Annotated in this window: 23 protein-coding genes, 1 pseudogene and 1 riboswitch; of the genes and pseudogenes, 15 read left to right on the forward strand and 9 right to left on the reverse strand. The window is 68.8% G+C overall.

Annotated features, from left to right (window positions below; all coding sequences use genetic code 11):
* The first annotated feature begins 20 nt into the window (after window positions 1-20).
* The 8 genes from ABTV68_RS04940 (at window position 21) to nagB (ending at window position 11005) form a co-directional block, all read left to right on the forward strand.
* A complete protein-coding gene (locus ABTV68_RS04940; RefSeq protein WP_433677548.1) occupies window positions 21-1226 on the forward strand; it encodes an amino acid deaminase in 1206 nt (401 codons plus the stop codon).
* Complete coding sequence (locus ABTV68_RS04945) at window positions 1217-4411, forward strand: family 20 glycosylhydrolase (RefSeq protein WP_433676503.1); 3195 nt, start codon at window positions 1217-1219, stop codon at window positions 4409-4411. Before ABTV68_RS04940 ends, ABTV68_RS04945 begins: the two co-directional genes overlap by 10 nt.
* Window positions 4412-4683: 272 nt before the next feature.
* Entirely contained in the window at window positions 4684-5868 is a 1185-nt protein-coding gene (locus tag ABTV68_RS04950) for an ROK family transcriptional regulator (protein ID WP_433676504.1), read from the forward strand.
* Window positions 5869-5925: 57 nt separating this feature from the next.
* Window positions 5926-7206 carry an extracellular solute-binding protein gene (locus tag ABTV68_RS04955; RefSeq protein WP_433676505.1) on the forward strand — a complete coding sequence of 427 codons (1281 nt, stop codon included), beginning with the start codon at window positions 5926-5928 and terminating at the stop codon, window positions 7204-7206.
* Window positions 7207-7268: 62 nt separating this feature from the next.
* On the forward strand, window positions 7269-8237 hold the full coding sequence (locus tag ABTV68_RS04960) for a carbohydrate ABC transporter permease (RefSeq protein ID WP_433676506.1): 969 nt from the start codon (window positions 7269-7271) through the stop codon (window positions 8235-8237).
* A 113-nt stretch (window positions 8238-8350) separates the two neighbouring features.
* The gene (locus tag ABTV68_RS04965) at window positions 8351-9196 is read left to right on the forward strand and encodes a carbohydrate ABC transporter permease (protein ID WP_433677549.1); all 846 of its coding nucleotides are present in this window, start codon (window positions 8351-8353) and stop codon (window positions 9194-9196) included.
* 95 nt (window positions 9197-9291) lie between these two features.
* Window positions 9292-10230 carry an ROK family protein gene (locus ABTV68_RS04970; RefSeq protein WP_433676507.1) on the forward strand — a complete coding sequence of 313 codons (939 nt, stop codon included), beginning with the start codon at window positions 9292-9294 and terminating at the stop codon, window positions 10228-10230.
* Complete coding sequence (gene nagB / locus ABTV68_RS04975) at window positions 10223-11005, forward strand: glucosamine-6-phosphate deaminase (RefSeq protein ID WP_433676508.1); 783 nt, start codon at window positions 10223-10225, stop codon at window positions 11003-11005. The genes ABTV68_RS04970 and nagB overlap by 8 nt, the downstream gene beginning before the upstream one ends.
* Window positions 11006-11092: 87 nt before the next feature.
* Here nagB and ABTV68_RS04980 read toward each other — a convergent pair whose 3' ends face one another.
* From ABTV68_RS04980 to ABTV68_RS04995, 4 genes are all read right to left on the reverse strand, one after another.
* Complete coding sequence (locus tag ABTV68_RS04980; RefSeq protein ID WP_433676509.1) at window positions 11093-11491, reverse strand: NUDIX hydrolase; 399 nt, start codon at window positions 11489-11491, stop codon at window positions 11093-11095.
* Window positions 11488-12882 carry an FAD-binding oxidoreductase gene (locus ABTV68_RS04985; RefSeq protein WP_433676510.1) on the reverse strand — a complete coding sequence of 465 codons (1395 nt, stop codon included), beginning with the start codon at window positions 12880-12882 and terminating at the stop codon, window positions 11488-11490. Before ABTV68_RS04985 ends, ABTV68_RS04980 begins: the two co-directional genes overlap by 4 nt.
* 53 nt (window positions 12883-12935) lie before the next feature.
* On the reverse strand, window positions 12936-13316 hold the full coding sequence (locus ABTV68_RS04990) for a YrdB family protein (RefSeq protein ID WP_433676511.1): 381 nt from the start codon (window positions 13314-13316) through the stop codon (window positions 12936-12938).
* Between the two features lie 302 nt (window positions 13317-13618).
* The gene (locus ABTV68_RS04995) at window positions 13619-13789 is read right to left on the reverse strand and encodes a hypothetical protein (protein WP_433676512.1); all 171 of its coding nucleotides are present in this window, start codon (window positions 13787-13789) and stop codon (window positions 13619-13621) included.
* Window positions 13790-13919: 130 nt separating this feature from the next.
* On the opposite strand from ABTV68_RS04995, the gene ABTV68_RS05000 reads away from it, so the two are divergent.
* Both ABTV68_RS05000 and ABTV68_RS05005 read left to right on the forward strand, forming a co-directional pair.
* Window positions 13920-14321, forward strand: coding sequence for a hypothetical protein (locus tag ABTV68_RS05000; protein WP_433677676.1), 402 nt, complete (start codon window positions 13920-13922; stop codon window positions 14319-14321).
* A complete protein-coding gene (locus tag ABTV68_RS05005; RefSeq protein ID WP_433677677.1) occupies window positions 14228-15163 on the forward strand; it encodes a hypothetical protein in 936 nt (311 codons plus the stop codon). Before ABTV68_RS05000 ends, ABTV68_RS05005 begins: the two co-directional genes overlap by 94 nt.
* 245 nt (window positions 15164-15408) lie before the next feature.
* On the opposite strand, the pseudogene ABTV68_RS05010 reads toward ABTV68_RS05005, so the two are convergent.
* From ABTV68_RS05010 to ABTV68_RS05020, 3 genes and pseudogenes are all read right to left on the reverse strand, one after another.
* Window positions 15409-15924, reverse strand: a pseudogene (locus tag ABTV68_RS05010) (sigma-70 family RNA polymerase sigma factor); the annotation flags it as partial.
* Between the two features lie 696 nt (window positions 15925-16620).
* Window positions 16621-17778 (reverse strand): N-acetylglucosamine-6-phosphate deacetylase, encoded by a 1158-nt coding sequence (gene nagA / locus ABTV68_RS05015; protein WP_433676513.1) that lies wholly within the window; start codon window positions 17776-17778, stop codon window positions 16621-16623.
* Window positions 17779-17804: 26 nt separating this feature from the next.
* The gene (locus ABTV68_RS05020) at window positions 17805-19337 is read right to left on the reverse strand and encodes a family 20 glycosylhydrolase (protein WP_433676514.1); all 1533 of its coding nucleotides are present in this window, start codon (window positions 19335-19337) and stop codon (window positions 17805-17807) included.
* Between the two features lie 106 nt (window positions 19338-19443).
* Window positions 19444-19526: riboswitch (ZMP/ZTP riboswitch) on the forward strand.
* A 35-nt stretch (window positions 19527-19561) separates the two neighbouring features.
* On the opposite strand from ABTV68_RS05020, the gene glyA reads away from it, so the two are divergent.
* The 3 genes from glyA to ABTV68_RS05035 all read left to right on the forward strand — a co-directional run bounded on the left by glyA (window position 19562) and on the right by ABTV68_RS05035 (window position 23001).
* Window positions 19562-20836: a serine hydroxymethyltransferase gene (glyA, locus tag ABTV68_RS05025; protein WP_433676515.1), complete on the forward strand. Its 1275-nt coding sequence runs from the start codon at window positions 19562-19564 to the stop codon at window positions 20834-20836.
* Entirely contained in the window at window positions 20833-21714 is an 882-nt protein-coding gene (locus ABTV68_RS05030; protein WP_433676516.1) for a bifunctional methylenetetrahydrofolate dehydrogenase/methenyltetrahydrofolate cyclohydrolase, read from the forward strand. The genes glyA and ABTV68_RS05030 overlap by 4 nt, the downstream gene beginning before the upstream one ends.
* 84 nt (window positions 21715-21798) lie before the next feature.
* Complete coding sequence (locus tag ABTV68_RS05035; RefSeq protein WP_433676517.1) at window positions 21799-23001, forward strand: MFS transporter; 1203 nt, start codon at window positions 21799-21801, stop codon at window positions 22999-23001.
* Window positions 23002-23013: 12 nt separating this feature from the next.
* On the opposite strand, the gene ABTV68_RS05040 is transcribed toward ABTV68_RS05035, so the two are convergent.
* Complete coding sequence (locus ABTV68_RS05040) at window positions 23014-23148, reverse strand: methionine/alanine import family NSS transporter small subunit (protein ID WP_433676518.1); 135 nt, start codon at window positions 23146-23148, stop codon at window positions 23014-23016.
* Window positions 23145-24758, reverse strand: coding sequence for a sodium-dependent transporter (locus ABTV68_RS05045; RefSeq protein ID WP_433676519.1), 1614 nt, complete (start codon window positions 24756-24758; stop codon window positions 23145-23147). The genes ABTV68_RS05040 and ABTV68_RS05045 overlap by 4 nt, the downstream gene beginning before the upstream one ends.
* Before the next feature lie 43 nt (window positions 24759-24801).
* On the opposite strand from ABTV68_RS05045, the gene ABTV68_RS05050 reads away from it, so the two are divergent.
* A complete protein-coding gene (locus ABTV68_RS05050) occupies window positions 24802-25827 on the forward strand; it encodes a LacI family DNA-binding transcriptional regulator (protein ID WP_433676520.1) in 1026 nt (341 codons plus the stop codon).
* A gap of 77 nt (window positions 25828-25904) precedes the next feature.
* Window positions 25905-26510: a DUF4304 domain-containing protein gene (locus ABTV68_RS05055; RefSeq protein WP_433676521.1), complete on the forward strand. Its 606-nt coding sequence runs from the start codon at window positions 25905-25907 to the stop codon at window positions 26508-26510.
* The last annotated feature ends 375 nt before the right edge of the window (window positions 26511-26885 follow it).

The following is a 26885-nucleotide window of genomic DNA, read 5'->3' on the forward strand; positions in this document are numbered from 1 at the left end:
CCTAAACTGATCCCGTGACGATGACTGTCCCCGATCCCGTTCTCGGTCCCTGGGCGAAAGCATTCCCCCCTCGCCTCTGGGGCTCCGCCCTCTCCGACGTCCACACCGCCCGCGCGCGTCTCAGCGAGTTCATCACTCCCGTGCTCGTGCTGGGTACTGAGGCGCTCGGCCACAATGAGCGCACGGTGGCGGGGTGGGCGCGCGATGCCAGTGTGCTGCTGGCCCCGCATGGCAAGACGACGATGTCGCCGGCGCTCTGGCAGCGGCTGCTGGCCGAGGGCACATGGGGCATCACCCTCGCCACCCCGTGGCAGGTGGAACTGGCCGTCTCCGTCGGTGTTCAGCGGATTCTGCTGGCGAACGACCTCACCGACATCGCCGCCGCTACCCGGTTCTCCGAGCACGCGGCACGGGGCGTGCGCATTGTGGTGTGGGCGGATTCGTTGGCCACGGTCGCGCGACTTGCACGACACACTGGTCCTGTGCCGCTCGAGGTGATGGTGGACGTCGGGGGATCTGACGGGCGTACCGGTGCGCGCGGGTTCGACGCGGCCGTCGCCGTCGCCGAGGCCATCGCCGCGGAACCGAATCTCACTTTCGCCGGTGTCGCCGGCTACGAGGGTCCGTTCGGTGCCACCCGCGAGGATGTCGCCGAGGTGGACGTCTTCCTGCGTGAGCTCCTCGCCGTTCATGAGCGTGTGGCACACCTCGTTCCGGGGCGTCCGATCCTCTCCGCCGGCGGCAGCGAATGGCCCGATCGGGTTGCTGCGATTCTCGGCGGTCGCACGGACGCCGACGTCATCGTCCGCTCCGGTGCGTACCAGGTGCACGATGACGGCCTCTATCGGCGCGAGAGCCCGTTCGGCACCGCCGTCGGCGACGAGCGACTGCAGTCGGCGATGCACGTCTTCAGCCGCGTGGTCTCGCAACCGGAGCCCGGGCTCGCGCTGCTGGATGCCGGTCGACGAGACGTCTCCTTCGACATCGATCTGCCCGAGGTCCAGCTGCTCGTGGGGCGCGGCCCGATCGAGGCGCGCATCACCGGACTCAACGACCAGCACGCGTTCCTCCGCACCGACGGCGAGGCGCCCGCGGTGGGCGAGGTCGTACGCCTCGGGCTCTCGCACCCGTGCACGGCGCTCGACAAGTGGCGGGTGATCCCGCTCGTGGACGATCCCGACGCGGCTGACCCGCTCGTCATCGGGGCGGTGGCGACGTGCTTCTGAACGAGGAGATCGTGCTCAGCGCGGAGAAGAGCGTCCGCGTGTATCGCGGTGCCACCGTTGTCGACGGCACCGGGGCCGCGCGCTACGTGGCGGACGTCGCCGTCGAAGGCGCGCGGGTCGTCGCGATCGGTCAGCCCGTGCGGCTGTCGGAGAACGCCGTCGAGATCGACGCGACCGGCCTCGTGCTGGCCCCGGGATTCATCGACATGCACGCGCACAGCGATCTCGCCGTGCTGCGCGGCGTGGATCACACCGCCAAGCTGCTGCAGGGTGTGACCACGGAGGTGCTCGGCCAGGATGGGCTCGGCTATGCCCCGGTGGACGACGCGGTCGCGGCAGCCGTCGCGGCGCAGATCACCGGCTGGAACGGTCCGATCGACACCGCGACCATGCCGTGGCGGTCCGTGGCGGGCTTCCGTGCGGCGATCGATGCCGCCACGGTCGGCAACGCCGCGGTGCTCGTGCCGCAGGGGAACCTCCGGATGCTCGTCATCGGGCACGATCCGCGTCCCGCGACGGAGCCGGAGATCGCGGAGATGTGCCGGATCCTCGGGGAGGCGATGGACGAGGGCGCGTTCGGCATGTCGAGCGGGCTCACCTACACGCCCGGGATGTACGCCTCGACCGATGAGCTCATCGCGCTGTGCCGCGTGGTGGCGGAGCGCGGCGGATACTGGGCGCCGCACACGCGCAGTTACGGCGGCGCGGCGCTGGACGCCTTCCGTGAGGCGCTGGACATCGGCCGTGTGACCGGATGCCCCATTCACCTCACGCACGCGACGATGAACTTCGCCCCTAACCGCGGTCGGGCGGGGGAGCTGCTCGCGCTCGTCGACGCGGCGATCGCGGATGGTGTCGACGTCACCCTTGACACATACCCCTACCTTCCCGGTGCCACCACGCTCGCTGCGCTCCTGCCGAGCGCGCTGTCCGCGGGTGGCGATCTGCTGGCGCGGCTGCGCGCGTTCACCGACGAGGACCGCGAGTGGCTGCGGGTACAGCTGGACGAGGTCGGCTGCGACGGGTTCCACGGCGAGGTCGCCGACTGGTCCGTGATCGAGATCTCTGGCGTGGGCGATCCGGCGAACGCGGCAGTGGTCGGTCGGACGATCGCCGACATCGCGGCGACGTCCGGTGAGCGCGCCGTGGACGTGGTCGTGGACCTTCTGGTGCGCGACGAACTCGCCACCGGAGTGCTCATGCACATCGGCGACGAAGACAACGTGCGAGCGATCATGACGCACCCGGCTCATTGCGGAGGCTCCGACGGCATCCTCGTTGGCGGGAAGCCCCACCCGCGCGGCTTCGGGGCGTTCGCTCGCTACCTCGGTCACTACGTGCGTGAGCTGGGCGTCCTGTCGCTGGAGGAGGCGGTACGACACCTGTCCGCCACACCGGCTCGTCGGCTGGGGCTAGACCGGGGTGATGCTCCGCGCGGCGTGATCCGCGTGGGGGCGACCGCGGATCTGGTGCTCTTCGACCCGGAAGAAGTCCGCGACGGTGCCACGTTCGAGGCGCCCCGCACCGCGCCCGTCGGCATCCGCGAGGTGCTGGTGGCGGGCGAGGTCGTGGTGTCAGCGGGCGAGCTCACCGGTGCCACGCCCGGGCGCGCGCTGGCGCATCAGGCCGCCGCACATCGCGCCATCGTCCCGCGCGTGGACGCGACGATCGATCCGAGCGGATCGGTGTCGCTTGCTAGAGCACGGGTGATCGCGGGGGAGGGGCTCGATGCGGCGGTGCTGCAGAGCTTCCTGGATCGTGATGAGCCCGCGGGCGATCCCGTGGACGTCCACGTCACTGTCGGGAGCCTCGCGCCCGGAGCCTTCTCCGTGACGATCGATGCCGACGGCGTTCGCGTCGTCGGTGGCGACGCAGCCGGTGCTCTTTACGGCGTTGTGGTTCTGGACCAGCTGCGCGAGCCCGAGGACGCCGCGCATCCGGCACCGTATGGAACATGGACCTCATCGCCGGCGTACCAGTGGCGCGGGCTCATGCTCGATGTCGCTCGGCATTTCCGTCCCGTCGAGGACGTGCTGCGCATCATCGACCTGCTCGCGCGTCACCGCATGAACAGGTTCCACCTGCACCTCACCGATGACCAGGGCTGGCGCTTCGAGGTGCCGGGCTGGCCCCTGCTGACCACGCGCGGTGGCGTGCGCTCGGGGACGAAGCACGGTCACGGCCCGCTCGCCCAGGTGGTGATGGGGGAGCACCGCGGCTGGTACACCGCCGCGGATCTGCGCCACATCGACGACTACGCCGCGGCGCGCGGCATCACCGTGGTGCCGGAGGCGGAGTTTCCCGGACATGTGCAGGCCGCGCTCGCGGCGTACCCCGATCTGGGGAACCTGGACGCGGCACCGGCGGAAGCCGAACCGTGGCACAGCTTCGGCCTCAACCCGCACACGCTGAACCTGGAGGATCGCACGCTGGCGTTCGCGCGCGACGCGCTGGACGTGCTGATCGACAGCTTCCGCTCAGAGCTGATCGGCATCGGGGGCGACGAGGTGCCGACCGCGCAGTGGGCGGCCTCGCCCCGTATCGCGGAGCGGATGACGCAGCTCGGGATCGACGACATCCACGGCGTGCAGCCGTGGTACACCGCCCAGCTCGCTGCCCATCTGGCTTCCCGTGGTCGTCGTGCCTATGCCTGGGATGAGGTGCTCGCCGGCCCGACGCCCGACGGTGTCGTCATTGCGGCGTGGCGCGGTCCGGTGGCCGCGGAGGTGGCGCGGGAGCGCGGTTTCGACTGCGTCGCCTGCCCCGACCTGACCTTCTACCTGGACTATCGCCAGAGCGAGAGCCTGGAGGAGCCGATTCCGGTGGGGCCGCCCCTGACGCTGGCCGGTGCCTGGCAGGCGCGCGTTCCGGACGGGTGCCTGGGGGGCCAGGCGAACCTGTGGAGCGAGCACATCGACTCGCGCGACCGCGCCGATTTCGCGCTCTTCCCCCGTCTGTCCGCGATCGCCGAGCGGCTGTGGGTCGGTGGGGAGCCGGGCGATCTGGACGAATTCGAATCGCGCTTGCCGGTGCAGCTGCGCCGACTCGCATCGTGGGGGGTCGCGTACCGTCCGCTCGATGGTCCGCGTCCCGAGCAGCGCCTCCCGGGCGTACCCGGGAGCCCGCGCACGCTCGCCGAACGTGAGGCCGTCGTCGCCGAGCTCGTCGCCGACCTCCGCCCCTAGCCCGGCACAACCCGCCGCGCCCCCGAACCCTGGGCGCCCGCCGCTCCTCACGCAACACATGACCCGCGAGACTTCCGTCTGTGGGCGACAATCACCGCAACGCGCCGATTGTCGCCCACAGATGGAATTCTCGCGGGATATGGGGTGACGTCGGGGGAGGACGACGTGAGGAGTGCGGGACCCACGCGCGGGTAACGAATGGGTAACAGAGGGGGGAAACGTCGGGACGGGGTTGCGCGGATGAATGTTCGTAAGGTGTACTAACAAACATCATGACTGCATCGGAAGCGCAGGGTCGCTCTTCTCAGGAGAAGGGCACACCCACTCGGATCCCCCGCCTCGGCGGTGGGTCGCTGCGTGCCACGGGCAAGGTCCTCCCGGAGCACGCTCGCGGACACAACCGAGCCCTCGTGCTGCAGACACTGTTCCACGACGGGGCGATGAGCCGCGCCGATGTCTCGCGCAGCACCGGGCTCACCCGCGTGACCATCTCCGACCTCGTCGGCGAGCTCATCAACGACGGGTTCGTTGAGGAGAAGGGCGTCCGCGAAGCCGTCGGACCCGGCAAGCCCGCGATGCTCATCGACCTCGCCCGGGATGCTCACCAGATCATCGGGCTGGACCTCTCCGGTCCCACACCCCTCGCCGGTGCCGTGATCAGCCTCGACGGCCAGATCGTCGAGCGACGCGAGATCCCCGCTCCGGCCCAGGGCGACGGAGCCACCGCCCTCGCCGCTGTCATCGGCCTCGCCCGCGAACTCGTCGCCGCGGCCACGGCCCCCGTGCTGGGTGTCGGGGTCGGCACCCCCGGTATCGTCGACCAGGCCGGAGTGGTCCGCTCCGCCCCGAACTACGGGTGGACCGACCTCGCGCTGCAGCAGATCCTGGAAACCGAGCTCGGGCTTCCCGTCGTCGTCCTGAACGACGCCAACGCCGCTGTGCTCGCCGAGCACACCTTCGGCCACGCCACCGCCGACACGTTGCTCGTGAAGGTTGGCCTCGGCGTCGGCTCCGGGCTCCTCGCCGGGGGAGAACCGCTGCGCGGCAGCCACTTCGCCGCGGGCGAGATCGGCCACGTCACCGTCGGCACCGACGGTGGACCCCAGTGCGCCTGCGGGAAGATCGGCTGCCTCGAGGCCTGGCTCGCCGCCCCCTCCCTGCGCCGTCGGATGGCCGAATCCGACGACCCGGAATCCGTGCTGCGCGACGCAGGGGAGCGACTGGGCATCGCCCTCGCCCCCATCGTCGGCGCACTCGACCTGTCGGAGATCGTTCTCTCCGGCCCCACAGACCTGCTCGATGGACCCCTCAGCGATGAGGCCGCGAGCACACTCCGTAACAGGACGATGGCGCTGTTCCACGACAACGTCGTGTTGCGGATGACCGAGCAAGGATCCGACATCGTGCTGCGCGGCACGGCTGTCATGGTCCTTTCCTCGCGTCTCGGGGTGTCTTAGTTCGGACACCCTCGGCGGAGCGATCCGTCACACCCCACCACCAAGTAAGGAATACAGATGAACCGCAAGATCGGAGCGGTCGCCCTCACGGGAGCGGCCGCACTCGTCCTGGCCGGTTGCGCCGGCGGAGCTGCCGACGCTGGCAGCTCCGCCGGTACCGGCGACGCAGCGAAGGGCGGCGAGCTGACCGTCTGGCTCGTCGGCACCGACACCCCCGATGAGGCCCGCACCTACCTGAAGGACACCTTCGAGAAGGAGAACGAGGGGTGGAAGCTCACGATCGTCGAGAAGACGTGGGCGGACACCAACGAGGCCTACATCGCAGCACTCAGCTCGAACGATGCCCCCGACGTTGTCGAGGTCGGCAACACGCAGGCTCAGGGCTTCATCGACAAGGGCATGTTCCTCGACATCACCGACCAGGTTCCGGCGCTCGGCGGCGACAACCTGCTGAAGTCGTTCGTCGACCTGGGCTCGGCCGATGGCAGCACCTATGCGGTGCCGTACTACGCCGGCTCGCGCATCGTGTTCTACTCGCCGGAGATCTACACCGGCACGGTTCCCGCCACCCTCACCGACTACGTCGCCGCGGGCAAGGCGATGAAGACCGACACCCGCTCGGGCATCTGGGCACCGGGTAAGGACTGGTACAACGCCCTCGCGTACGTCTGGGCCAACGGCGGCGAGATCGCCGTGCAGGACGGCGACACCTGGGACGCCCAGTTCGCCAGCGACAAGTCGGTCGCGGGCCTCACCATGCTGCAGGACGTCTACCAGAACGCCAACGTCGCGCCCGCGGACGTCGACGAGACGGGCCCGCAGGTCGGATTCTGCGCCGGCGAGACCGGGTTCCTCTCGGCACCGTCGTGGGTGCAGTGGTCGATCAAGGCCGCTGCTGACAGCGACAACCCGGGTTGCCCCGACACGTACGGCAAGGACCTGCAGGCCTTCGCGCTTCCCGGCATGAAGGCGGGCGAGGCCGCTCCGGTGTTCGCCGGTGGCTCCTCGCTGGCTGTCGCCACCAAGTCGGACGCTCAGGAGCAGGCGAAGAAGGCGCTCGCCATCCTGCTCTCGGACGGCTACCAGAAGATCATGGCCGGCAACGGTCTGATCCCCGCCCTGACCTCGCAGGCCCAGTTCCTGCCCGAGGACCAGATCACGCAGGAAGCAGCCAAGGCCACGGCCGCCTCGCGTGCCGTTCCCGCTTCGCCCAACTGGGCCGAGGTGGAGAAGTCCCTCGTCATCCCCGACGCGCTCGTGAAGATCGCCAAGGGTGAGGACGTCAAGACTGTTGCGGAGAAGCTCGACAAGGACATCGAAGCGATCCTCAACAAGTAAGCCGGAAAGGGCCCTGGGACCACACACCCGGGGCCCTTTCTGTCTGGAAGGGACTTACTCGCATGAGCGTGGCTGAGATGACAGCGAAGCGCCCCCGGCGCCGCTCCGCCCCCGAGCTCGACCCTCGCACCCGTGCGCGCAGGCGCCGCGAGGCTCGCAACGCCTGGGCACTGCTGGCACCCGCGATCGTCCTCCTCGGGGTGATGGTCGGCTATCCGGGTGTGACGATGGTGACGAACTCGTTCACCGACTTCAGCATCAAGAACAAGATGCTGGACACCCCGGCGAACTTCGTCGGGCTCGACAACTACATCAAGGTCCTCACCGCCAGCGATTTCCCGATCGTGCTGGTGCGGAGCCTTCTGCTGATGGCCGTGATGACGGGGCTCATCATGGTGATGGGCACGCTGATCGCCGTGCTGATGACGCGACTCTCGCGCGGGTTCCGGACGCTGGTCGCCGTGGGGCTGCTGCTGGCCTGGGCCATGCCGCCGCTGTCGTCGACCGTGGTGTTCAGCTGGATCTTCGACACCCAGTACGGCGTGATCAACGCCGCGCTGAACGCGATCACCGGATCCACCGCGTTCACGAACCACTCGTGGCTGATGAACCCGTTCTCCTTCTTCACCGTGCTGACGTTCATCGTGGTGTGGATGGGCATCCCGTTCGTCGCCTTCACCGTGTACGCGGCGCTCGGCCAGGTTCCCGGTGAGGTGCTGGAGGCCGCCGCCCTCGACGGTGCGAGCGGGCTCAACCGCTTCCGCCTGGTGGTCTTTCCGTACCTGCGGTCCGTGATGATGGTGGTCTTCATCCTCCAGGTCATCTGGAACCTCCGCATCTTCACGCAGGTGTTCGCCCTGCAGGGACGCGGCGGCACCCCGAGCGAGACGAACGTTCTCGGCACCTACATGTTTCGCCTCGGAGCGGACGACTTCGGCATGACGGGAGCCATCGGCGTGCTGATGGTCATCATCCTGATGGCGATCTCGTTCGGCTACATCCGCAGCACCCTGAAGGAGGAGGAGAAGTGAGCGCCGCCACCCTCGCCCCCGAGCAGAACGACACGCGTGTCGCCGTCACCACACCGTCACCGGCACGTCGCACCAAAGCGGTCAAGGCCGCGAAGGAGCACCAGAACACGAACCTGCCGCGCCGACGCAGCGTCCGCGTGGTGCTGAACATCATCGCGATCGTGGTGTTCCTGTTCAGCGTGTTCCCGGTCTACTGGATGGTCAACATGTCGTTGACGCCGTCCAACCAGATCGTCAGCCGCACGCCGAGCTGGATCCCGCTGGAGGCCACTTTCCGCAACTACATCGCGGCATGGTCGAAGCCCGCGGCGGCCGGTCAGACCGACTTCCCGCACGCACTGCTGTCCTCGCTCACCGTGACCATCCCGGTCGTGATCGTGACGCTCCTGATCGCCTTCCTCGCGTCGATCGCGCTGTCCCGGTTCCACTTCAAGGGACGCTGGGGATTCATCGTCACGGTGCTCATCGTGCAGATGATCCCGGGTGAGGCGATGATGTTCACCATCTACGCGATGATGGACGACGCTCACCTGAAGAACCTGCTGGGTCTGTCGATCGTCAACGTCGCCGCCGTGGTGCCGTTCACGATCTGGACGCTGCGTGGCTTCGTGGCCGGCGTCCCCGCCGACCTGGAGGAGGCGGCCATGATCGACGGCTGCACCCGCACGCAGGCGTTCTGGAAGATCACGTTCCCGCTGCTGGCACCGGGGCTCGTGTCCACGGGCATCTTCGCGTTCATCCAGTCGTGGAACGAGTTCACCATGGCGATGCTGTTCCTCGAGGGCTACAACCTCACGCTGCCGCCGTGGCTCAACTCGTTCCAGTCCGCCACCGAGGCGACCAACTGGGGAGCGGTGATGGCGTCGTCGACGCTGATCGCGCTGCCCGTGGCCATCTTCTTCCTGCTGGTGCAGGGGCGCATGGCCAGCGGCATGGTCTCGGGAGCAGTGAAGGGATGACGGCCCTCGTGGCGCGGATGCGCGCACGGGGAGCGGTGACGAAGTGACGGAAGTCAGCAATGACGTGTCAGGAGCAGTGAAGGGATGACGCGATCGTGAGAGTCGGACTTGACGTCGGTGGGACCAAGATCGAGGCGGTCGCCCTCGGCGATGACCGGGCGGACAACGCCTCGGTCATCGGCCGAGAGCGACTGGCCACCACGCCGGGAGAGGCGGGAGTGGTCGCCTCGATCACACAGGCGCTGTCGCAGCTGACGGCACAGCTCGGGACCGGGCTCGAGGCGATCACCTCGGTGGGCATCGGCATCCCGGGGATGATCGAGCCGGGGACCACGATCGTGCGGCACTCGGTGAACCTGGGCGTCGACGAGCTGGATCTCGGCGCGGCCCTGCGCCCGGTGCTGCCGGCGCGCGTACGTGCGGACAACGACGTGAAGGCCGCCGCGGTGGGCGCATACGCCCTCCGCGGCGGCACCGGATCGATGGCGTATTTGAACCTCGGCACCGGCGTGGCTGCGGGGATCATCCTCGACGGCGAGCTCCTGGGTGGCGCTCGCGGTGGCGCGGGTGAAGTCGGGCACTTGAGCGTGGATCCGCAGGGGCCGCTGTGCCGCTGCGGTCAGGTCGGCTGCGTGGAGGCCTACGTCGGAGGTGCGGCGCTCGCCGAGCGCTGGGGCGTGCCGGACGCCTACCCCGTGCGCCACCTCTTCGACGCGGCCGATGCCGGCGATCCGCGGGCGATCGCCCTGCGCGACGGCGCCGCATTCGGTGCCGCCGCCGCCGTGCGGTCTCTGATGCTGTCCGTCGACGTGGAGACCGTCGTGATCGGGGGAGGGCTGTCCGCGTTGGGCGAGCGGCTGCTGGACCCGATCCGGGAGCGGCTGCGCGTCGAAGGCGAAACGTCTCCGTTCCTGCGCTCCCTCGAGCTGGGTGCCAGGATGGAACTGCTGCCCGTCGGATCCCCGGCGGCTGCCCTGGGTGCGGCGCTCATCGGCGCCCACGACATGAGAGAAGGAGCGCTCACGCATGGCTGAAGTCGTGATCGTCGCTGATAAGGAAGCTGCGGGGACCCTGGTCGCCGCCGAGATCGTGCGGCAGATCGCCGCGACGCCCGGCTACGTGCTGGGTCTCGCGACCGGATCCACCCCGCTTCCGGTGTACGAGGCACTGAAGACGGCTGCTGCCGGCGTCGACCTGTCGCAGGTGCGCGGGTTCGCGCTGGACGAGTACGTGGGCATCGACCCGGCGCACCCGGAGAGCTACCGCAGCGTCATCACACGCGAGGTGGTGGAGCCGCTGGGACTGAACCCGGAACTGATTCACACGCCCAACGGCGCGCTGGACGGCATCGAGCACGCCGGTGCCGACTACGAGGCCGCGATCGCGGCTGCCGGCGGCGTGGACCTGCAGATCCTCGGGATCGGCACCACGGGTCACATCGGCTTCAACGAGCCGGGCTCGTCGTTCGCGTCGAGCACGCGCGTGAAGACGCTGACCGAGCAGACGCGCATCGACAACGCACGCTTCTTCGACGGTGACATCTCGCAGGTTCCGATGCACTGCATCACGCAGGGGCTCGGAACGATCCAGCGGGCGAAGCACCTCGTGCTGCTCGCGTTCGGCGAGGGCAAGGCCGAGGCGATTGCCGGGGCGATCGAGGGTCCGGTGTCCTCCGCATGCCCCGGTTCGGCTATCCAGCTGCACCCGCACGTGACGGTCGTGGTCGACGAGGCTGCCGCGTCGCGCCTGGAGCACGCGGACTACTACCGCTACGCCTACGCCAACAAGCCGGCGTGGCAGGGCCTGTGATCCGTCGCCCCTGATCCCGAAACACCCAAGCACGTCCGAGAAACCCTGCAACGCGGGGTTTCTCAGACGTGCTTGGGTTTCCCGGCGTCAGGCGCGGGGCCAGGCGAGGGGGAGCAGCACCTCCGTCGACAGCGGCGCAAGCGGCACGTCGGTGTCGGGAGTGATCCACAAAGCCTCGGCGATCTCTGCGCGCGGGGCGATTCCGGCGGGATCGATCGTGAGAGCGAACGCGTCGGCGACGACGGTGTGACCAGGCTCGTTGGCTGCGGCGGCGCGATGACGGCCCAGGGGGCGGAGCTGGTCGACGCTGATCTCGATTCCCAGCTCCTCGTTCAGCTCGCGCACCGCGGCTTCGGCAGCGCTCTCGCCGGGCTCCGGCTTTCCGCCGGGCTGCATGAACGTGGTCGTGCCGTTCTTGCGCACGACGAGCGCGCGTCCGTCCGCGTCGGTGATGAGCACGGCACTCACCAGGATCTCGGGGGTCATCTCTCTCCTTCGTCCGTTGTCGTGTCGTCGAACACCGCGCCCGGGGCGAGGATCCCCAGCGGATCGAACACGCGTTTGATCTCACGCTGAAGGCGCCATTGCCGATCACCCAGCTCTTCGCGCAGCCAGCGAGCCTTGAGGATGCCGACACCATGCTCACCGGTGAGCGTCCCGCCCAGCCGCAGCGCGCTGCGGAACAGGTCGCTCGCCGCGTCCCAGACCCGGGCCGGCACATCGGGTCCGTCGAAGATGAAGTTCGGATGCAGGTTGCCGTCCCCGGCATGAGCGACGACGGGGATCAGGAGGTCGTAGTCGCGCTCGATCCGCGCGATCTCATCGAACATATCGGCCAGGCGGGATCGTGGTACCGAGACGTCTTCGATCAGCGTGGTGCCGAGCGCCGCCATCGCGGGATGCATGCTGCGGCGGATCCGCAGCAGCTCCGCACCGCGCATCGGGTCGGCGGAGACCTCCACCATGGCGCCGTGCGCGCGAAGGATCTTCGCTATCGCGTCGGCCTCAGCAACAGCGGACGGTCCGTCGGTCTGGGCAGTGACGTGCACGGTTCCGGCGGGCGGCTGCGGAAGGCCCAGCAGGTCGTGGACGGCTCGGACGCTGTGCGCGTCCATGAGTTCGAGAATGGCCGGCTGGATGCCCGCGGCGGTGACGGCGGACGTCGCGGCCGCTGCGGCGCGCAGATCGGTGAACACCGCCGCCACGGTGGATGTCGCACCTGGCACGAGCGGACGAAGCTTGAGGGTCGCACCGACCACGACGCCCAGGGTTCCCTCGGAGCCGATCATCAGCGCCGTCAGGTCGTAGCCCGTGACGCCCTTCACCGTGCGATGACCGAAGCGCACGAGCTCACCGTCGGCGAGCACCACGTCGACGCCGAGGACGGCATCGCGCACGACACCGTACTTCGCGCACAGGAGGCCGCCGGCTCCGGTGGCGATGTTGCCGCCCACGGTCGAGATCTCCCGACTGGCGGGGTCCGGTGCCCACCAGAGTCCGTGTTCGGCGAGCGCGGCGTTCAGGTCGGCGTTGATGATTCCGGGCTCGACGACGGCGAGCTGGTCGTCGGGTCGGATCTCGACGATGCGGTTCATCCGGGTCAGCGACAGGCAGATGGTGCCCGCTCCGGCGAGGCCCGCGCCCGCCAGTCCGGTGCCGGCGCCGCGGATGACGACGGGCGTGCGGGTGTGCGTGGCGATTCGCATCACGGACTGCACATCGGCCACGGTGCGAGCGTGGACGACGGCCAGCGGCGCTGCGGGGGAGCGGTGACCGGATCTGTCCGCGCGCGCAGCCTCCAGCGCTTCCGGGCGCAGATCCACGGCCAAGCCGAGGGCGTGCTGCAGCCGGCTCACGACATCGTTCGTCGCACTCATGCGCCGCGCTCCGATGACGCGCTTCCGCGCTCGGCCGCCCGCATCATTGGTGGTCAGGCGAACGCGCGACGACCAGCCACCACACCGGAGGCGACCGCTACGACCGCATAGGCGATGCCGATGATCGACTGTCCCATGTCCCACCACGCGAGCGTTCCGGCCGCGAAGATGAGCAGCTCGATCAGCACCCGCACGAACGGGTGAACACGGATGACCGCACGCGGTGAGACGAACAGCGCCCACACGAGCAGCGCGACCACCGGCGCCGCAATCGCGACCACGAGGTTCCACGGGAACGTCCACATCAGCGCGCCCCACAGCACGAAGGTCGCGAGCGTGGCGATGATCACGACAACGCGGATCAGATCCAGCGGAGTGAGCGGCGCACGCGTCCCGGGCGCGGGTTCGGCTGCGGACTGCGGGGAGTTGGCCATACCCCCATTCTACGAGCCCGGGGTTGCGTGGTTCCCTTCTCGCGCTCGGTTCCATTCGCATAGCGAGGCGTGGTGAGGGCTTGCGGAGCTCTGATCTGGACACAGAAATCGAACCCCCGTACGCCGACGAATCGACTTCTTCGGTTCCTGAGGAGGCATCGAGGCACCCTGTCGACTCCCGCAGGATGAGCAACCGGGTCCCGACCCGCGCTGTCGCGTGATCGACGAAGACGATGCGACGCATCATCGGCGATTAACGGCCGGGAAACAGAGGGGGTCTCGTGACGTCCTCGAGCGATGCTTCAATTGGCGAGGTATCGCGCGTTCCATTCCGCGGCCGTCAGTTCCACCGTGGCGGCGATCACCTCGTCGTCGCCGCTCACAACGACGAACGAGATGAGCGTCGTATCGATGTCGGTGGTGGGGAGGTAGACCGAGACCACCGTAAAACCCAACAGGCTCGGAAGAGTCAATGGCTGACGGACTCCATCGACGACGGCCGCAAGCTGTCCGTCCTGAGGAGTACGGAACAAGGTGGTGAGTACGCTCTCACCCAGCGAATCGGAGCCAAGCCAGGCATCCTGCGGCTCGATGGTGTCGACGGTGGGCGATGGACTTGACGTGGGCGTTGGTGTCGGCGTGGGCGAAGGCTCGACGGTCTGTGTCGGCGTCGGCGTCGGGGTGGGCGTCGATGTCGGGGTGGGCGTTGCCGTGGGTGTTGCCGTCTGCGTGGGGGTAACCGTCGGTGTTGCTGTGGGCGTTGCCGTCGGTGTTGCTGTGGGCGTTGCCGTGGGCGTGGGCGTGGGCGTGGGCGTGGGTGTGGGCGTTGCCGTGGGCGTGGGTGTGGGTGTGGGTGTGGGCGTTGCCGTGGGCGTGGGCGTGGGTGTGGGCGAGGGCGAGGGTGGGTGTGGGTGGGTGTGGGGGTCGCCGTGGGGGTGGGCGTCGCCGTGGGCGTGGGCGTTGCCGTGGAGGTGGGCGTTGCCGTCGGCATCGGCGTTGAGGTAGGCGTCGGAGACGGCGACAGGGTCGGAGTCGGCGAGACCGTTGCCGTCGGAGTCGGCTCCGGCGTCTTCGTTGGCTCCGGTGTCGCGGTCGGCTCCGGTGTCGCGGTCGGCTCCGGTGTCGCGGTTGGCTCCGGCGTCATCGTCGGTTCGATCGTGGCGGAGGGTTCCGGCGTAACCGGGGGCTCCGCGGTCGTCGTGGGCTCGGGATCAACGGTGGGCTCGGGAACCGCGGGCACGGACGGAATCGGGGCCGGCGAGGCAACAGAAGTCGACGTGGGCGTGGGAGTCGGCGTCGCCGATGGGCTCGGCGGCACCGTCGTCGGCAGGTCGCTGGGGGTCGGTGAAGACGTCGCTGCAAGAACCGGGGAGGCGGACGAATCGTCCACGCTCACATCGAGTCCGCCGCCGTCCTGGCCGCTTCCCGCCGCCTCCTGCTGCGATGCCGGAGGCTGTGACGACAGCACCGTTCCGGCCACCGCTGCACCCGCGATGAGCACGCCGGCCGCTGCGATGCCGACGATGGTCGCGATGCCCGTGGCGGACGAAGCGCCGCCCGCCGCACCAGCACCACCCGCGCCGGCTCCGCCTCCGGAACCACTGCCGCCGGACGCGCCGCCGGAGCCGGCTGCACCCGCCGCACCGCTACCCGAGGCGGCACCGCCCGAGGCAGCACCGCCGCTCGCGCTGGGAGCGCTGCTGATCGGAACGACATTCGCTCCCTGCGATCCGCTGGCCGAAGCGACCGCAGCCGACGCATCCGCCGCGGGAACCGGCTGGAACCCCGCGGCAGCGGAACCGCCACTGGACGCACCCGCCGCCACACCGCCGTGGGCAGAACCGTGAATCACGGCTGCGGGCATCGCCGGAGCGATGGCGGCCGGCATCGCGGGCGTGGCTCCCGCGGCAAGAGCCGCGACTGCCGTTCCGCCGCCCTGCAGCGTGGCGAGGTACGCGGTGGCGCCGGTCGCGCCGATCGTGAGCGGAAGCAGCACGAATGCGAGACGGTGAGAGACGTTCTGTGCCTCTTCAGCGACGATCGTGCATCGCGCGCAGTCGGCCAGGTGCTCCTGGACCTTGGTGCGATCGCGGTTGCTGATCGTGCCGCGAGCATAGGTGCCGAGGCGTTCGATGACCCACTGGCAGGGGGATCCGTCGTCCAGGCTCGCCAGGTGAGCGGTGATCCATGCCTCGCGCAGGCCCTCGCGAGCGCGCGCCGCGAGCTGGGCGACCGCCATGGGCTTCATTCCCAGCAGGGGTGCGACCGTCGCCGGCTTCATCTGCTCGATCTCGGTGTACCAGAGCACCTCCTGCCACCGGGTCGGCAGACTCCGGAACGCACGATGCGTCAGTCCGCGATCGAGCGCCTCCTCGGCGGCCTGCTCCGTGGTATCGGGATCGGCGACGGCGTCGAGATCCTCGATCGGGGAGTCGTTCTTGGCGCGGCCCCAGCTGGCCGCGGCGTTGCGGATGCTGGAGAACAGGTACGCGCGGAAGGCACCGGTGGGTCCGCCACCGCGGCGGATCGCCTGGAAGATGCGGGTGTATGCCTCCTGCACAAGATCGTCGGCATCGATCTTCGTCGTGATGGAGCGAGCGACGTGCATGCCGGCGGTGTAGTGCCGCTGCCACAGCTCCGCGTAGGCCTCCGTGTCGCCCTCGCGGGTGCGTTCAACCAGCGTCGTATCGGGTACGGCGTCAGGGGTCACGGAATCTTCGGCGTGCACAGCGGCTTTCGTTCGGGGCGAAAAAGGCCGGCTACCACACGGCCATTGGGATATTCTCGCGCGAAATCACCGGCGCGTCCAGTCTGTGGGAGCGTTTTCGTGCCACTTCACGGTCGGCTGCGCACTTCGCCCCGCTTCGCTCGCTCGGTGATCGCGCGAGCGAGACGAAGCCCGCTGGGCGAGTGCCAGCGAGACGACGAGGTCATACCCGCAACACGGATCACAGCCGGCGTGGTCCTGACCGCGCGTGATGTCGCTTCGCACGCTGCAACGACTCACGAGACGGGTGCAGGTGTGCATCTGGCACACCATTGTGACGCCAGATGACGGAGAAAAAGCCCGGTCGTTTTGGTAGTCTGGCGGCCGCGGCATCGTCCCCAGCGGCCGCGGTTCGGCAGGGGGAGCCGAGGCCATTATTCGTCCCCAGCGAGAGCCCGTTCCCGCCGGACGGAGGGGCGGCACGTCACTCTGACGGCCGCCCCTTTTTCGTTCGCCAGCACCCGCGCGGTCGCCGGAAGCTGGAAAACGCCGCCCGGTGGTTCACCAGGGCGACGTTTTCCAGCTCTCAGCGCGACGTCAGACGCGAGCACCCTCCGCCCACACGGCGCGGACGTGCAGATCGCGATCCAGCAGCACGGCGTCGGCGGCGTAACCCTGACGCAGTCGTCCCAGATCCTCGCCACGACCGATCAGTTCGGCCGGGGTGCGCGTGAGGGCGTCGACAGCCTGCTCGAGCGGAACACCCGCCTGCACCACATTGCGCAGCGCCACATCCTGCGTCAGCGTCGATCCCGCGATCGATCCGCCCTCGGCGAGCCGCGCGACCCCGTTTCGCACCTCGACATCCAGCGCGCCGAGGATGTAGTCGCCATCGCCCACGCCGGCCGCCGCCATCGCGTCCGTCACCAGCACGATGCGTCCCGGAGCCGACGCGAACATCATCCGGATGAGGTCCAGGTCCACGTGCGTGCCGTCGGCGATGATCTCCAGCCGCACGCGGGGGTCTGACGCGGCCGCGACCACGGGGCCCGGCTTGCGGTGGTGGATGCCCGGCATCGCGTTGAACGCGTGCGTGATCAGCGTGGCACCGGCATCGAACGCCTCGCCGGCGATGTCGGCGTCCGCATCGGTGTGGCCCACGGCCGCGATGGCGCCGGAGGTGACCACGGCACGAACCGCGTCCAGGCCGCCGCTCAGCTCCGGCGCGAGCGTCACCTGTCGCACCGTGCCCTCACCGGCATCGAGGAGACGCTGCACGAGATCCACCTCGGGATCACGCAGCAGCTCCGAATCATGCGCTCCCTTGTGCCCCGGATCCAGGAACGGGCCCTCCAAGTGGGAGCCGAGGATGTCCCGATCGGTGCGGGTGAGGTCGGCGATGCGAGCGACGTTGGCGGCGAGATCGTCGATCGTCGCGGTCACCAGCGAGATCACCGCACGCGTGGTGCCGTGAGCACGGTGTACGGCGCGGGCGGCGCGGATCGCCTCGACACCGTCGTCATAGGCGTGCCCCGCCCCGCCGTGCCCGTGCACATCGATGAATCCCGGTGTGAGGAGCGCGCCCTCACCGGCCACTTCGATCGCGTCGATCACGACGTCGGCCTCGGTCGTGACATCCTGCCAGGGCGTGGTCTGCCCGGTGGCCAGGATCCCGTCCTCGTCGAGCAGCGCCCAGGCGCCGGGAAGGCGCTGGCCCGACTCGATGATGTCGACCGAATGGATGAGGGTACGCATGGATGCTCCTGTCAGGGGCCGGGCGGTCACGCCTGCGGCCAGTCGATCTCCGGGCTGCGGTAGTAGCCGATTCCGTCAGCCTGCCACGCCGGTGCCTGCTGGGCGACGCGCTCGCGCAGCGACGCCCAGGTCCGCTCCGGACCGTCCGCCGCGCTCCAGCCGATTTCGGCGAGACCGGGCAGACGCGGGTAGGTCATGTAGTCGATGTCCGCGGGCGTGCGGATGCTCTCCGCCCACAGCGGAGCCTCGATGCCGAGGATCTGCGACTCATCGACGCCCGGCACCACGGCGGCGGGATCCCACGCGTAGGACTCCTCCACGCTCGTGGGGCCGTCCGCCCATGCGAGTCCGAGCTCGGTGGAGTCGTCGTACTTCATGTCGAGATACGCCGCATCGGCGGGGGAGATGATGAGCGCGCCGCCCCCCTCGACGAACGTGCGAGCGGCGTCGGCGACGCCCGGCTGCGGCGTGCGGAATCCCCAGTACTGACCGACGGTTCCCGGGGCCAGAGCGCCGGATCGACCCGCCTCGTGCCAGGCGACCGGCGTCTTGCCGGTGGCCGCGATGGCGGCGCTGGCCATTCCCACGAACGTCGCGAAGTCGGCCGGGTCCGTGCCCAGGCACTCGTCGCCGCCGAGGTGCACCCACGGACCGGGCGTCATCGCCGCCACCTGGGTGAACACATCGGTGATGAAGGCGTCGGTGGCGGGGTCGCCCACCTTCACCGACGAGAAGCCCACGCCCCAGCTGAGATAGGGCTCGCCGAACACGGGCAGCGCCTGGTTCAGGCGCGCCGCATCGGCCTCGAGGTGTTCGTTCATCACCGGCTGCTCGGTGAACTCCGGGTACGCCACCGTGATGGCGTGCGTGTGACCGGGGGTGTCGATCTCCGGTACCACCGTCATGTGTCGTGCAGCGGCGTACGCGATGATCTCCGCGTAGTCCTCGGCGGTGTAGTAGCCGCCCTCGTCGCCGAGCGCCGCGGTGCGACCGCCGAGCTCCGTGAGCTTCGGCCACCCGTCGATCTCGATGCGCCAACCCTGGTCATCCGTGAGGTGCAGGTGCAGCACGTTGATCTTGTAGGCGCTGATGCCGTCGATGAAGCGGCAGACCTCCGCGACCGAGAAGAAGTGGCGCGCGACATCCAGCATCACGCCGCGATAGGCGAAGCGCGGGCTGTCGGTGATGTCCGCTCCGCGCACGAACCAGCCGTCCGCGTCGCGGGCGATGAGTTGGCGCAGCGTCTGCGTTCCCCAGAACGCGCCGCGCGGCGTGGCCGCCTGGATCAGCACGCCGTCGCCGGTGCGCAGCGAGTAGCCCTCGTCGGAGCCGCCCTCTCCCAGCGCGAGCACGATGTCGCCCGGTTCGGGGGAGACGCCGATCACCAGCTCCATGCCCAGCCCGGTGCGTTCGGCGACCGCTGCGGCCAGCAGGAAGGCCTCGCCGCGCGTCACCTCGCCCGTGACGACACGAGTGGCTTCGGTCAGGCGCACCGGGGGTGCGGCAGAGACGGAAGTCGGATAAGGAATCAGGGGGAGTGGAGCGACGCCGATCGACATGTAAGGAAACCTAACAAACGCGGCAGCCGGAAGCCACGACGGCATCGATAATTCCTCGGCGGGCAGGTCTCCGCGGCGACGAGGGTCCCGCCGGTTCCGCTACACTCGCTGGTGTCGCGACTGGCGTAAAAAGGTGGGTCACCACCGGGAAGCGATTCACATCTTCGACCGCGCGCCTGGGTCGATTCGGAAACACGCAGAACACCCTCGTGGAGGCATCCGCCATGACCGATTCCTACTTCAACGCCCCGCTCGCCGAGGTCGATCCTGAGATCGCCGAGGTACTCGAGCGCGAGCTGACCCGTCAGCGCGACTACCTCGAGATGATCGCATCCGAGAACATCGTGCCGGTGTCCGTGCTGCAGTCGCAGGGCTCCGTGCTCACCAACAAGTACGCCGAGGGCTACCCGGGCAAGCGCTACTACGGCGGTTGCGAGGAGGTCGACGTCGCCGAGGAACTGGCGATCGCTCGCGCCAAGAGCCTGTTCGGCGCCGAGTTCGCCAACGTCCAGCCGCACTCCGGCGCCACCGCGAACGCTGCCGTGCTGCACGCCATCGCGCGTCCTGGCGACACCATCCTGGGTCTTTCGCTCGACCAGGGCGGACACCTCACGCACGGCATGAAGATCAACTTCTCGGGCCGGCTGTTCAACATCGTCGCGTACGGCGTGGACCCGGAGACCTCGCTCGTCGACATGGAGGAGGTGCGTCGCCTGGCCGTCGAGCACCAGCCGAAGGTCATCATCGCCGGCTGGTCGGCCTACCCGCGTCAGCTCGACTTCGCGAAGTTCCGCGAGATCGCCGACGAGGTGGGCGCGTACCTGTGGGTGGACATGGCGCACTTCGCCGGTCTGGTCGCGGCGGGCGTGCACCCGAACCCGGTGCCGCACGCTCACGTGGTCTCCTCGACGGTGCACAAGACCATCGGTGGTCCGCGCTCGGGCTTCATCCTGACCAACGACGCCGAGATCGCCAAGAAGATCAACTCGGCTGTGTTCCCGGGGCAGCAGGGTGGCCCGCTCATGCACGTGATCGCCGCCAAGGCCACCGCGTTCAAGCTCGCGGCCACGCCGGAGTTCAAGGACCGTCAGGAGCGCACGCTGCGCGGTGCGAAGCTCATCGCCGAGCGCCTGCTCCAGGACGACGTGAAGAACGCCGGCATCGCCGTGCGCTCGGGCGGCACCGACGTCCACCTCGTGCTGGTGGATCTGCGTGACGCCGAGATCGACGGCAAGCAGGCCGAGGACCTCCTGCACGAGATCCACATCACGGTGAACCGCAACGCCGTTCCCAACGACCCGCGTCCGCCGATGGTCACCTCCGGTCTGCGCATCGGAACGCCGGCCCTCGCCACGCGCGGCTTCGACGACGCCGACTTCGCCGAGGTCGCCGACATCATCGCTCTCGCGCTGCTGCCGGGTGCCGACGTCGAGGCGCTGAAGGCACGTGTCCAGGTACTGGCCGACAAGTTCCCGCTCTACCCGGGGCTGGCCCAGTGACCGCTGTCGTTCTCGACGGCAAGGCCACCGCTGCGGCGATCAAGGACGAACTGACCGAACGGGTCGCCGCCCTCAAGGCGCAGGGGATCACGCCCGGCATCGCCACGGTGCTGGTGGGTGCCGACCCCGCGTCACAGCTGTACGTGGGCATGAAGCACCGTCAGTCCGAGGCCATCGGCATGAACTCCATTCAGGTGGAGCTGCCCGGCGATGCCACGCAGGCCGACGTCGAGGAGGTCATCGACCGCCTCAACGCCGACCCGTCGTGCCACGGCTACATCGTTCAGCTGCCGCTGCCGAAGCACATCGACACGGACGCGATCCTGGAGCGCATCGACCCGGCGAAGGACGCGGACGGCCTGCACCCGACCAACCTGGGCCGGCTCGTGCTGAATGTGAACGCCCCCATCGAGACGCCGCTGCCGTGCACGCCGCGTGCGGTGATCGAGCTGCTGCTGCGCAACGACTACGACCTCACCGGCAAGCACGTGGTGGTCGTGGGGCGCGGCGTCACGATCGGCCGCTCGATCGGGCTGCTGCTCACCCGCCGCGCGATCAACGCCACCGTCACCCTCACCCACACCGGGACGCAGGATCTGCCGTTCTACCTGCGTCAGGCCGACGTCATCGTCGGCGCCGCGGGTGTGAAGCACCTCGTGAAGCCCGACGACGTCAAGCCCGGCGCCGCCGTGCTCGACGTGGGTGTCACGCGAGAGGACGACCCGGAGACGGGCAAGAGCAAGGTCTATGGTGACATCGCCCCGGGCGTCGAGGAGGTGGCGGGATTCCTCTCGCCGAATCCCGGCGGCGTGGGCCCGATGACCGTGGCTCTGCTCATGACAAATGTGGTGGAAGCGGCCGAGCGCAGTCTCGCCTGACGCCACTCACCGGGGCGGGCTCTTCTTCGGAGGAGCCCGCCCCGGTGTCGCACGCGGTACTTGATCGATGAGGATTCGAGCAGGATGAACGACAGAAGCGGGTTCCGCATCGGCGCGCTGGTGTGGCTGGCCGTCGCGAACTTCTCGATGGGCATCGACGGCTATGTGCTCGCCGGGCTGCTGCCGCAGATCGCCAGGGATCTGGAAGTCGATGCGGCGGCTGCGGGTCAGCTGATGAGTGTGTTCGCGGCGACCAGCGCCATCAGCGGCCCAGTGCTCGGCGCCCTCACCGGTCGCTGGGAGCGCAAGTTCACGATCCTGCTCTCGCTGGGCGTCTTCGTCCTCGGCAACCTCCTCGTGGGTCTGGCACCCACGTACTTCTGGGCGATGGCGGGACGCGTCGTCTCCGCGCTGGGCGGCGCGCTGCTGAGCGCGGCAGTGGGCTCCTACGTGGTCGCGGCAACTCCCGAGCAGTTCCGCGGACGTGCGCTGTCCTGGGTGATGGGCGGGTTCCTGTTCGCGACGGCGCTCGGCGTGCCGGTGGGGCTCGTGATCGGGCAGGCGGACTGGCGCATCCCGATCTTCCTCGTCGTGGGTGTCGGGGCGGTGGCGATGATCGGCATCTTCCGCGGTGTCACCCCGCTGCACTTGCCCGCGACCACCGTGCGTGAGGCGCTCAGCCCGCTCACCCAGCCGCGGATCCTGGTGGCGCTTGTCGTGCCGACGGGGCTGATGTGCGCCAGCTACCTCTGCTTCACCTACGCCACGCTGATCCTCGGCCCGCGCATCGGCGAGGGGTATCCGATGATCGCGGCGCTGTTCGGCTACGGCGTGGTGAGTCTCGTCGGAAACCTCGTCTCGGGTCGCGTGATCGATCGGCGCGGCCCGGTCGCCGTGCTCACCGTGACCCTGGCTGCGGTGGTGGCGGCCGCCGTCCTCGGCTGGCTCGGACTGATGCTCCCGGGCATCCTCGGCGCTGCCGCGGGCGTGGCGTGGTTCCTGGTGTGCGCCTTCTTCAACGGCGGCTCCGGCGTCGCGGGTCAGGCGCGTCTGGCGAGCATGGTCTCGCCGACGGTGGCCGCCCTCGTGCTCGCGGTGAACACGAGCGCGATGATGCTCGGCAGCGGACTGGGCAGCGCCCTCGGCGGCGTCGCGCTGGTCGCAGGCTCGAGTGCGGATCAGCTGCTGCTCATCTCCGGCGGCATCCTCGCGGTGACGCTGCTCGTGCACCTGCTGACGCTGTCGTGGATGCGCCGCGGCGCGTCCACCCCAGCCACGCTCGGCTGAGCCGGCCGTCTCCTAGAGCTCCACCGGAGGCACCGGCTCGGCGCCCTCCTCCTCGGGATGGCGGGCCAGGTTGACGATGCCGGCAACCAGCCCACCCCACACCGTCACCATCGCGATGATCATCATCACCACAGCCGTCGTGGTCATCGCGCACCTCCTTCCGTTGCGACGCGGATGCTCCCGGTCTCGGGGTCGGGATCGTAGGCCTCATCCAACAGGAACTCGTCGTAGTCCGGGTCGTCCTTGGCATGGGATGTGCGGCTCCACGGCACGAACGACAGGACCACTCCGCCCACGATGAGCGCGATCGCCATACCCCAGCCGAAGATCGACAAGAACCATCCCGGGTAATCGCCATACGGGGCCGAGATCTTCGCAATCAGCTCGTTGACCAGCAGGTAGCCCAGCACGACCGGCGCCAGCACGCCGACCAGCAGCTTCCAGATCGTTCCGACACGGAAGCTGGAGCGCCGGTTCAGGTGCTCCTGCAGCGCCGGCAGCTTGTGCAGGAACCAGGCGACCACGATCACGGCCACCAGCGCCACGGCCATGATGCCGAACGCGTTCACGAACGCATCGGCGGTGTCGAGCACGGCCAGCGCCGTCGTCGTCGAGAACAGCACCATCGAGATCACCGTGAGGGGGATCGCCACCACGAGCGTGGTGGGGATCCGCCGCCAACCCAGCTTGTCCTGCAGCGCGGCGACGATCACCTCCAGAATCGAGATCAGCGACGTGACTCCGGCGAACACGAGGGCACCGAAGAACAGCACCCCGATGATCGAGCCGCCGGTCGCGTTCGAGACGATGGTGGGGAAGGCGATGAACGCCAAGCCGATGCCCGAGCTTGCGACACCCGAGACATCCGTGCCCTGGGCAGCCGCCATGAAGCCGAGGGCCGCGAAGACGCCGATGCCGGCGAGGATCTCGAACGAGGAGTTCGCGAACGCCACGACCAGCCCTGAGCCGGTGAGATCGGTGCGGCGCTTCAGATACGACGAGTAGGTCACCATGATGCCGAAGGCCACCGACAGCGAGAAGAAGATGTGGCCGTACGCGGACGCCCACACGGCCGGATTCGCGAGGGCCTCCCAGTCCGGTGTGAAGAACGCGTTCAAGCCGTCGAGCGCGCCCGGAAGAAACAGGGACTGCACCACGAGCACCAGGAACATCAGCGTCAGCAGGGGCATCAGGACCATGTTCGCCGCACCGATGCCGCGCTTCACTCCCAGGCACATGATGACGATGACCACCAGCCAGACGAGCAGGAGCGGGACGCCGACCTGAGGCACGAACTCCGCGGAGACACCGACCTTCTTCACGTTGGCCATCTGCAGGAAATCGGTGAAGAAGAAGTCCTGCTCGTTGCCCTTGCCCCAGGTGAGCTGGGCGGAGAACCACGTGTACATCGCCGACCACGCGATGATGACGGCGTAGTACGTGGCGATCACCACGCAGATCAGCACCTGCCACCAGCCGAGTGGTTCGGCCGCGCGATGCATGCGCCGGAAGGCGAGGGGTGCAGATCCGCGGAAGCGATGACCGATCGCGTAATCGAAGAACAGCAGCGGGATCCCGGCGGTGAGCAGCGCGCACAGATAGGGGATGAGGAAGGCGCCACCGCCGCCCTCATACGCCACGTACGGGAATCGCCAGATGTTGCCGAGACCCACGGCAGAGCCGATCGCGGACAGGATGAAGACGTTTCTCGAGCCGAAAGCCTCGCGGCGGGCTGGCTGCTTCGTTGCGGTCGCCATGCTGAGCACCCTACTAGGCTGATCGGCGGGGAGAAGGGCAGGCATGCGCGCAACCGTCAAAGACGTCGCCGCTCGCGCCGGCGTGTCCGCGAAGACCGTCTCCAACGTGATCAACGGCATCGTCTTCGTCCGCCCGGAGACGAAGGAACGCGTCGAGGCGGCGCTTCGCGAGCTGGACTACGTTCCGAACCTCTCCGCCCGTGGGCTCCGCAATGGGCGATCCGGCGTGATCGCGCTCGCGCTTCCTGATCTCGCCACCCCGTACTCCGCCGAGATGGCGCACCACTTCGTCGAGGCGGCTCACGCGCGCGGATGGGGCGTGCAGATCGAGGAGACCGGCGGCCGACCGGACCGGGAGGCCCAACTCCTGCTGCGGGCACGCGCCCGCCTTGTCGACGGGCTCATCCTCAATCCCACGGTCATCGACGAGCTGGACCTCCCGGACGACTCCGATCTTCCGCCCGCGGTTGTCATCGGTGAGGTCGAGCAACCCTCGTTGGATCAGGTGCGCGTCGATCCGGATCAGGCCGCGTACGACATGACACGCTTCCTCATCCAGTGTGGCCACCGCCAGATCGCCGTGGTCGGCTCTGACCAGGGCAGTGGTACCTCGACCGCGGTGCTGCGAACGCGCGGATATCGTCGCGCGCTCGCGGACAGCGGGATCGAAGCGGCGGCGCACCTCGAGATCTCCTGCGACGACTGGACGCCGCGCGGTGGTGCGTCCGCCATCAACCGATACCTCGACGACTATCCGGTTCCCGAGGCCATATTCTGTTTCACCGACTCGCTCGCGATCGGGGTGCTCAACGAGCTGTGGAGACGACACATCGTCGTGCCCGATGACGTGTCGGTTGCAGGCTTCGATGACGTGGCGGACGGTGAGTTCGCCACGCCGCCGCTGACCACGGTGTCTTTCGACAAGACCGCGTTCGCGAATGCCGCGCTGGACCGGCTGGCCACGCGCATCTCCGATCGCACCGCCGCGCAGACGGTCACTACAGTCGGCCACGTGATCGTGGAGCGCGCCAGCACCGCCGCCCGAACCTCGAACCTCCCGGCTCCCTAGCGCGCGGGTCGCCGCTCAGCGACCGCCGGAGGACCCTATTGCCACGATGAAATGAGCGTCACGACGAAGGGGCTGATGTGGACAGAACCACCATCAATCGCGAACTGCGGACGCAGTTCTGGCCGTTGCTGACGGCAGCGGGTTTTGAGCGGAAGGGTGACATCGCGCGCCGGCGTCTCGACGGCGGCGTCGTGCACGTGGTGGAAGTCCAGCACCGACCTCGCAGCTCCGTGTTCCAGGTCCATCTGGGCGTTCACCTGCTCTCCCTGGGCGGCGTGGCCGGCGGTGTGCCACCGGAGCCGGATGCGCTGCGGGAGTACGACTGCGCGTGGCGCGGCTCGATCATCGCCGGCTTCCGCAACGCTTCAGACGCTGAGTTCGCGTACGGGCGTACGGCGGAGGAGGCGACCGAGTCGGTGGCGTTCCTTGCGTCGGAGTGGGAACGACAGTCCGCAGCGTTCTTCGGGCCGCTGACCGCGTTTCCCGATGACTTCGATACCCGTGCCCGCCAGGTGATCGCCGAGGCACCGCACCCCGCGCATATGCGGACGTGGGCGCGGGTCGCGTTGCTGCTGGCCGACGAAGAGCTGGCACGAGAGATCGCGGCCGCCGCACTTCCGCGCGTTGCCGAGCGGGCCACCGCGCTGCGTGAGGATCTCGCCGCGATCGCCGACGGCGTCTGAGCCGAGGACGCCCGCGCCTGACAGAGTGATGCGCAGTGCTCACGCCCAGGGGGAGGGCGCGAGCACTGCGCATCGTCGGCGCACATGAGATGAGGATCCCCCCGGAACGTCACGCGTGTGCGCCTGGCAGCAGACCTCCGACAGTGCCGCTGCGAACGCCAGAATATGAACTTCTCGTGCCCGCGTCACACGGCTCGCCGAGGTTGACCCCCGTATTGGGGTCACGCCGGGGAGCGTGCATCACGCACAGCCGTGGGTGTGCTGGCGCGAGGTGGCCGCGGCTCTGAGCACTCGGCCACCTCGCGGGGCACCGCTCGTACCCAGGGGAGGAAGCGGGAGCGTGGTGCCACCAACGATGCGATGTGGACGGCTTCC

The organism is Microbacterium gorillae (assembly GCF_050990725.1).
GTDB lineage: Bacteria > Actinomycetota > Actinomycetes > Actinomycetales > Microbacteriaceae > Microbacterium > Microbacterium gorillae_A.

Excerpts from the sequence above, each read along its gene's own strand:
- ABTV68_RS04940 (WP_433677548.1), top strand. The coding sequence starts at position 21 with ATGACTGTCCCCGATCCCGTTCTCGGTCCCTGGGCGAAAGCATTCCCC.
- ABTV68_RS04950 (WP_433676504.1), top strand. The coding sequence starts at position 4,684 with ATGACTGCATCGGAAGCGCAGGGTCGCTCTTCTCAGGAGAAGGGCACA.
- ABTV68_RS04955 (WP_433676505.1), top strand. The coding sequence starts at position 5,926 with ATGAACCGCAAGATCGGAGCGGTCGCCCTCACGGGAGCGGCCGCACTC.
- ABTV68_RS04960 (WP_433676506.1), top strand. The coding sequence starts at position 7,269 with ATGAGCGTGGCTGAGATGACAGCGAAGCGCCCCCGGCGCCGCTCCGCC.
- nagB (WP_433676508.1), top strand. The coding sequence starts at position 10,223 with ATGGCTGAAGTCGTGATCGTCGCTGATAAGGAAGCTGCGGGGACCCTG.
- ABTV68_RS04980 (WP_433676509.1), bottom strand. The coding sequence starts at position 11,491 with ATGACCCCCGAGATCCTGGTGAGTGCCGTGCTCATCACCGACGCGGAC.
- ABTV68_RS04985 (WP_433676510.1), bottom strand. The coding sequence starts at position 12,882 with ATGAGTGCGACGAACGATGTCGTGAGCCGGCTGCAGCACGCCCTCGGC.
- ABTV68_RS04990 (WP_433676511.1), bottom strand. The coding sequence starts at position 13,316 with ATGGCCAACTCCCCGCAGTCCGCAGCCGAACCCGCGCCCGGGACGCGT.
- nagA (WP_433676513.1), bottom strand. The coding sequence starts at position 17,778 with ATGCGTACCCTCATCCATTCGGTCGACATCATCGAGTCGGGCCAGCGC.
- ABTV68_RS05020 (WP_433676514.1), bottom strand. The coding sequence starts at position 19,337 with ATGTCGATCGGCGTCGCTCCACTCCCCCTGATTCCTTATCCGACTTCC.
- glyA (WP_433676515.1), top strand. The coding sequence starts at position 19,562 with ATGACCGATTCCTACTTCAACGCCCCGCTCGCCGAGGTCGATCCTGAG.
- ABTV68_RS05035 (WP_433676517.1), top strand. The coding sequence starts at position 21,799 with ATGAACGACAGAAGCGGGTTCCGCATCGGCGCGCTGGTGTGGCTGGCC.
- ABTV68_RS05040 (WP_433676518.1), bottom strand. The coding sequence starts at position 23,148 with ATGACCACGACGGCTGTGGTGATGATGATCATCGCGATGGTGACGGTG.
- ABTV68_RS05045 (WP_433676519.1), bottom strand. The coding sequence starts at position 24,758 with ATGGCGACCGCAACGAAGCAGCCAGCCCGCCGCGAGGCTTTCGGCTCG.
- ABTV68_RS05050 (WP_433676520.1), top strand. The coding sequence starts at position 24,802 with ATGCGCGCAACCGTCAAAGACGTCGCCGCTCGCGCCGGCGTGTCCGCG.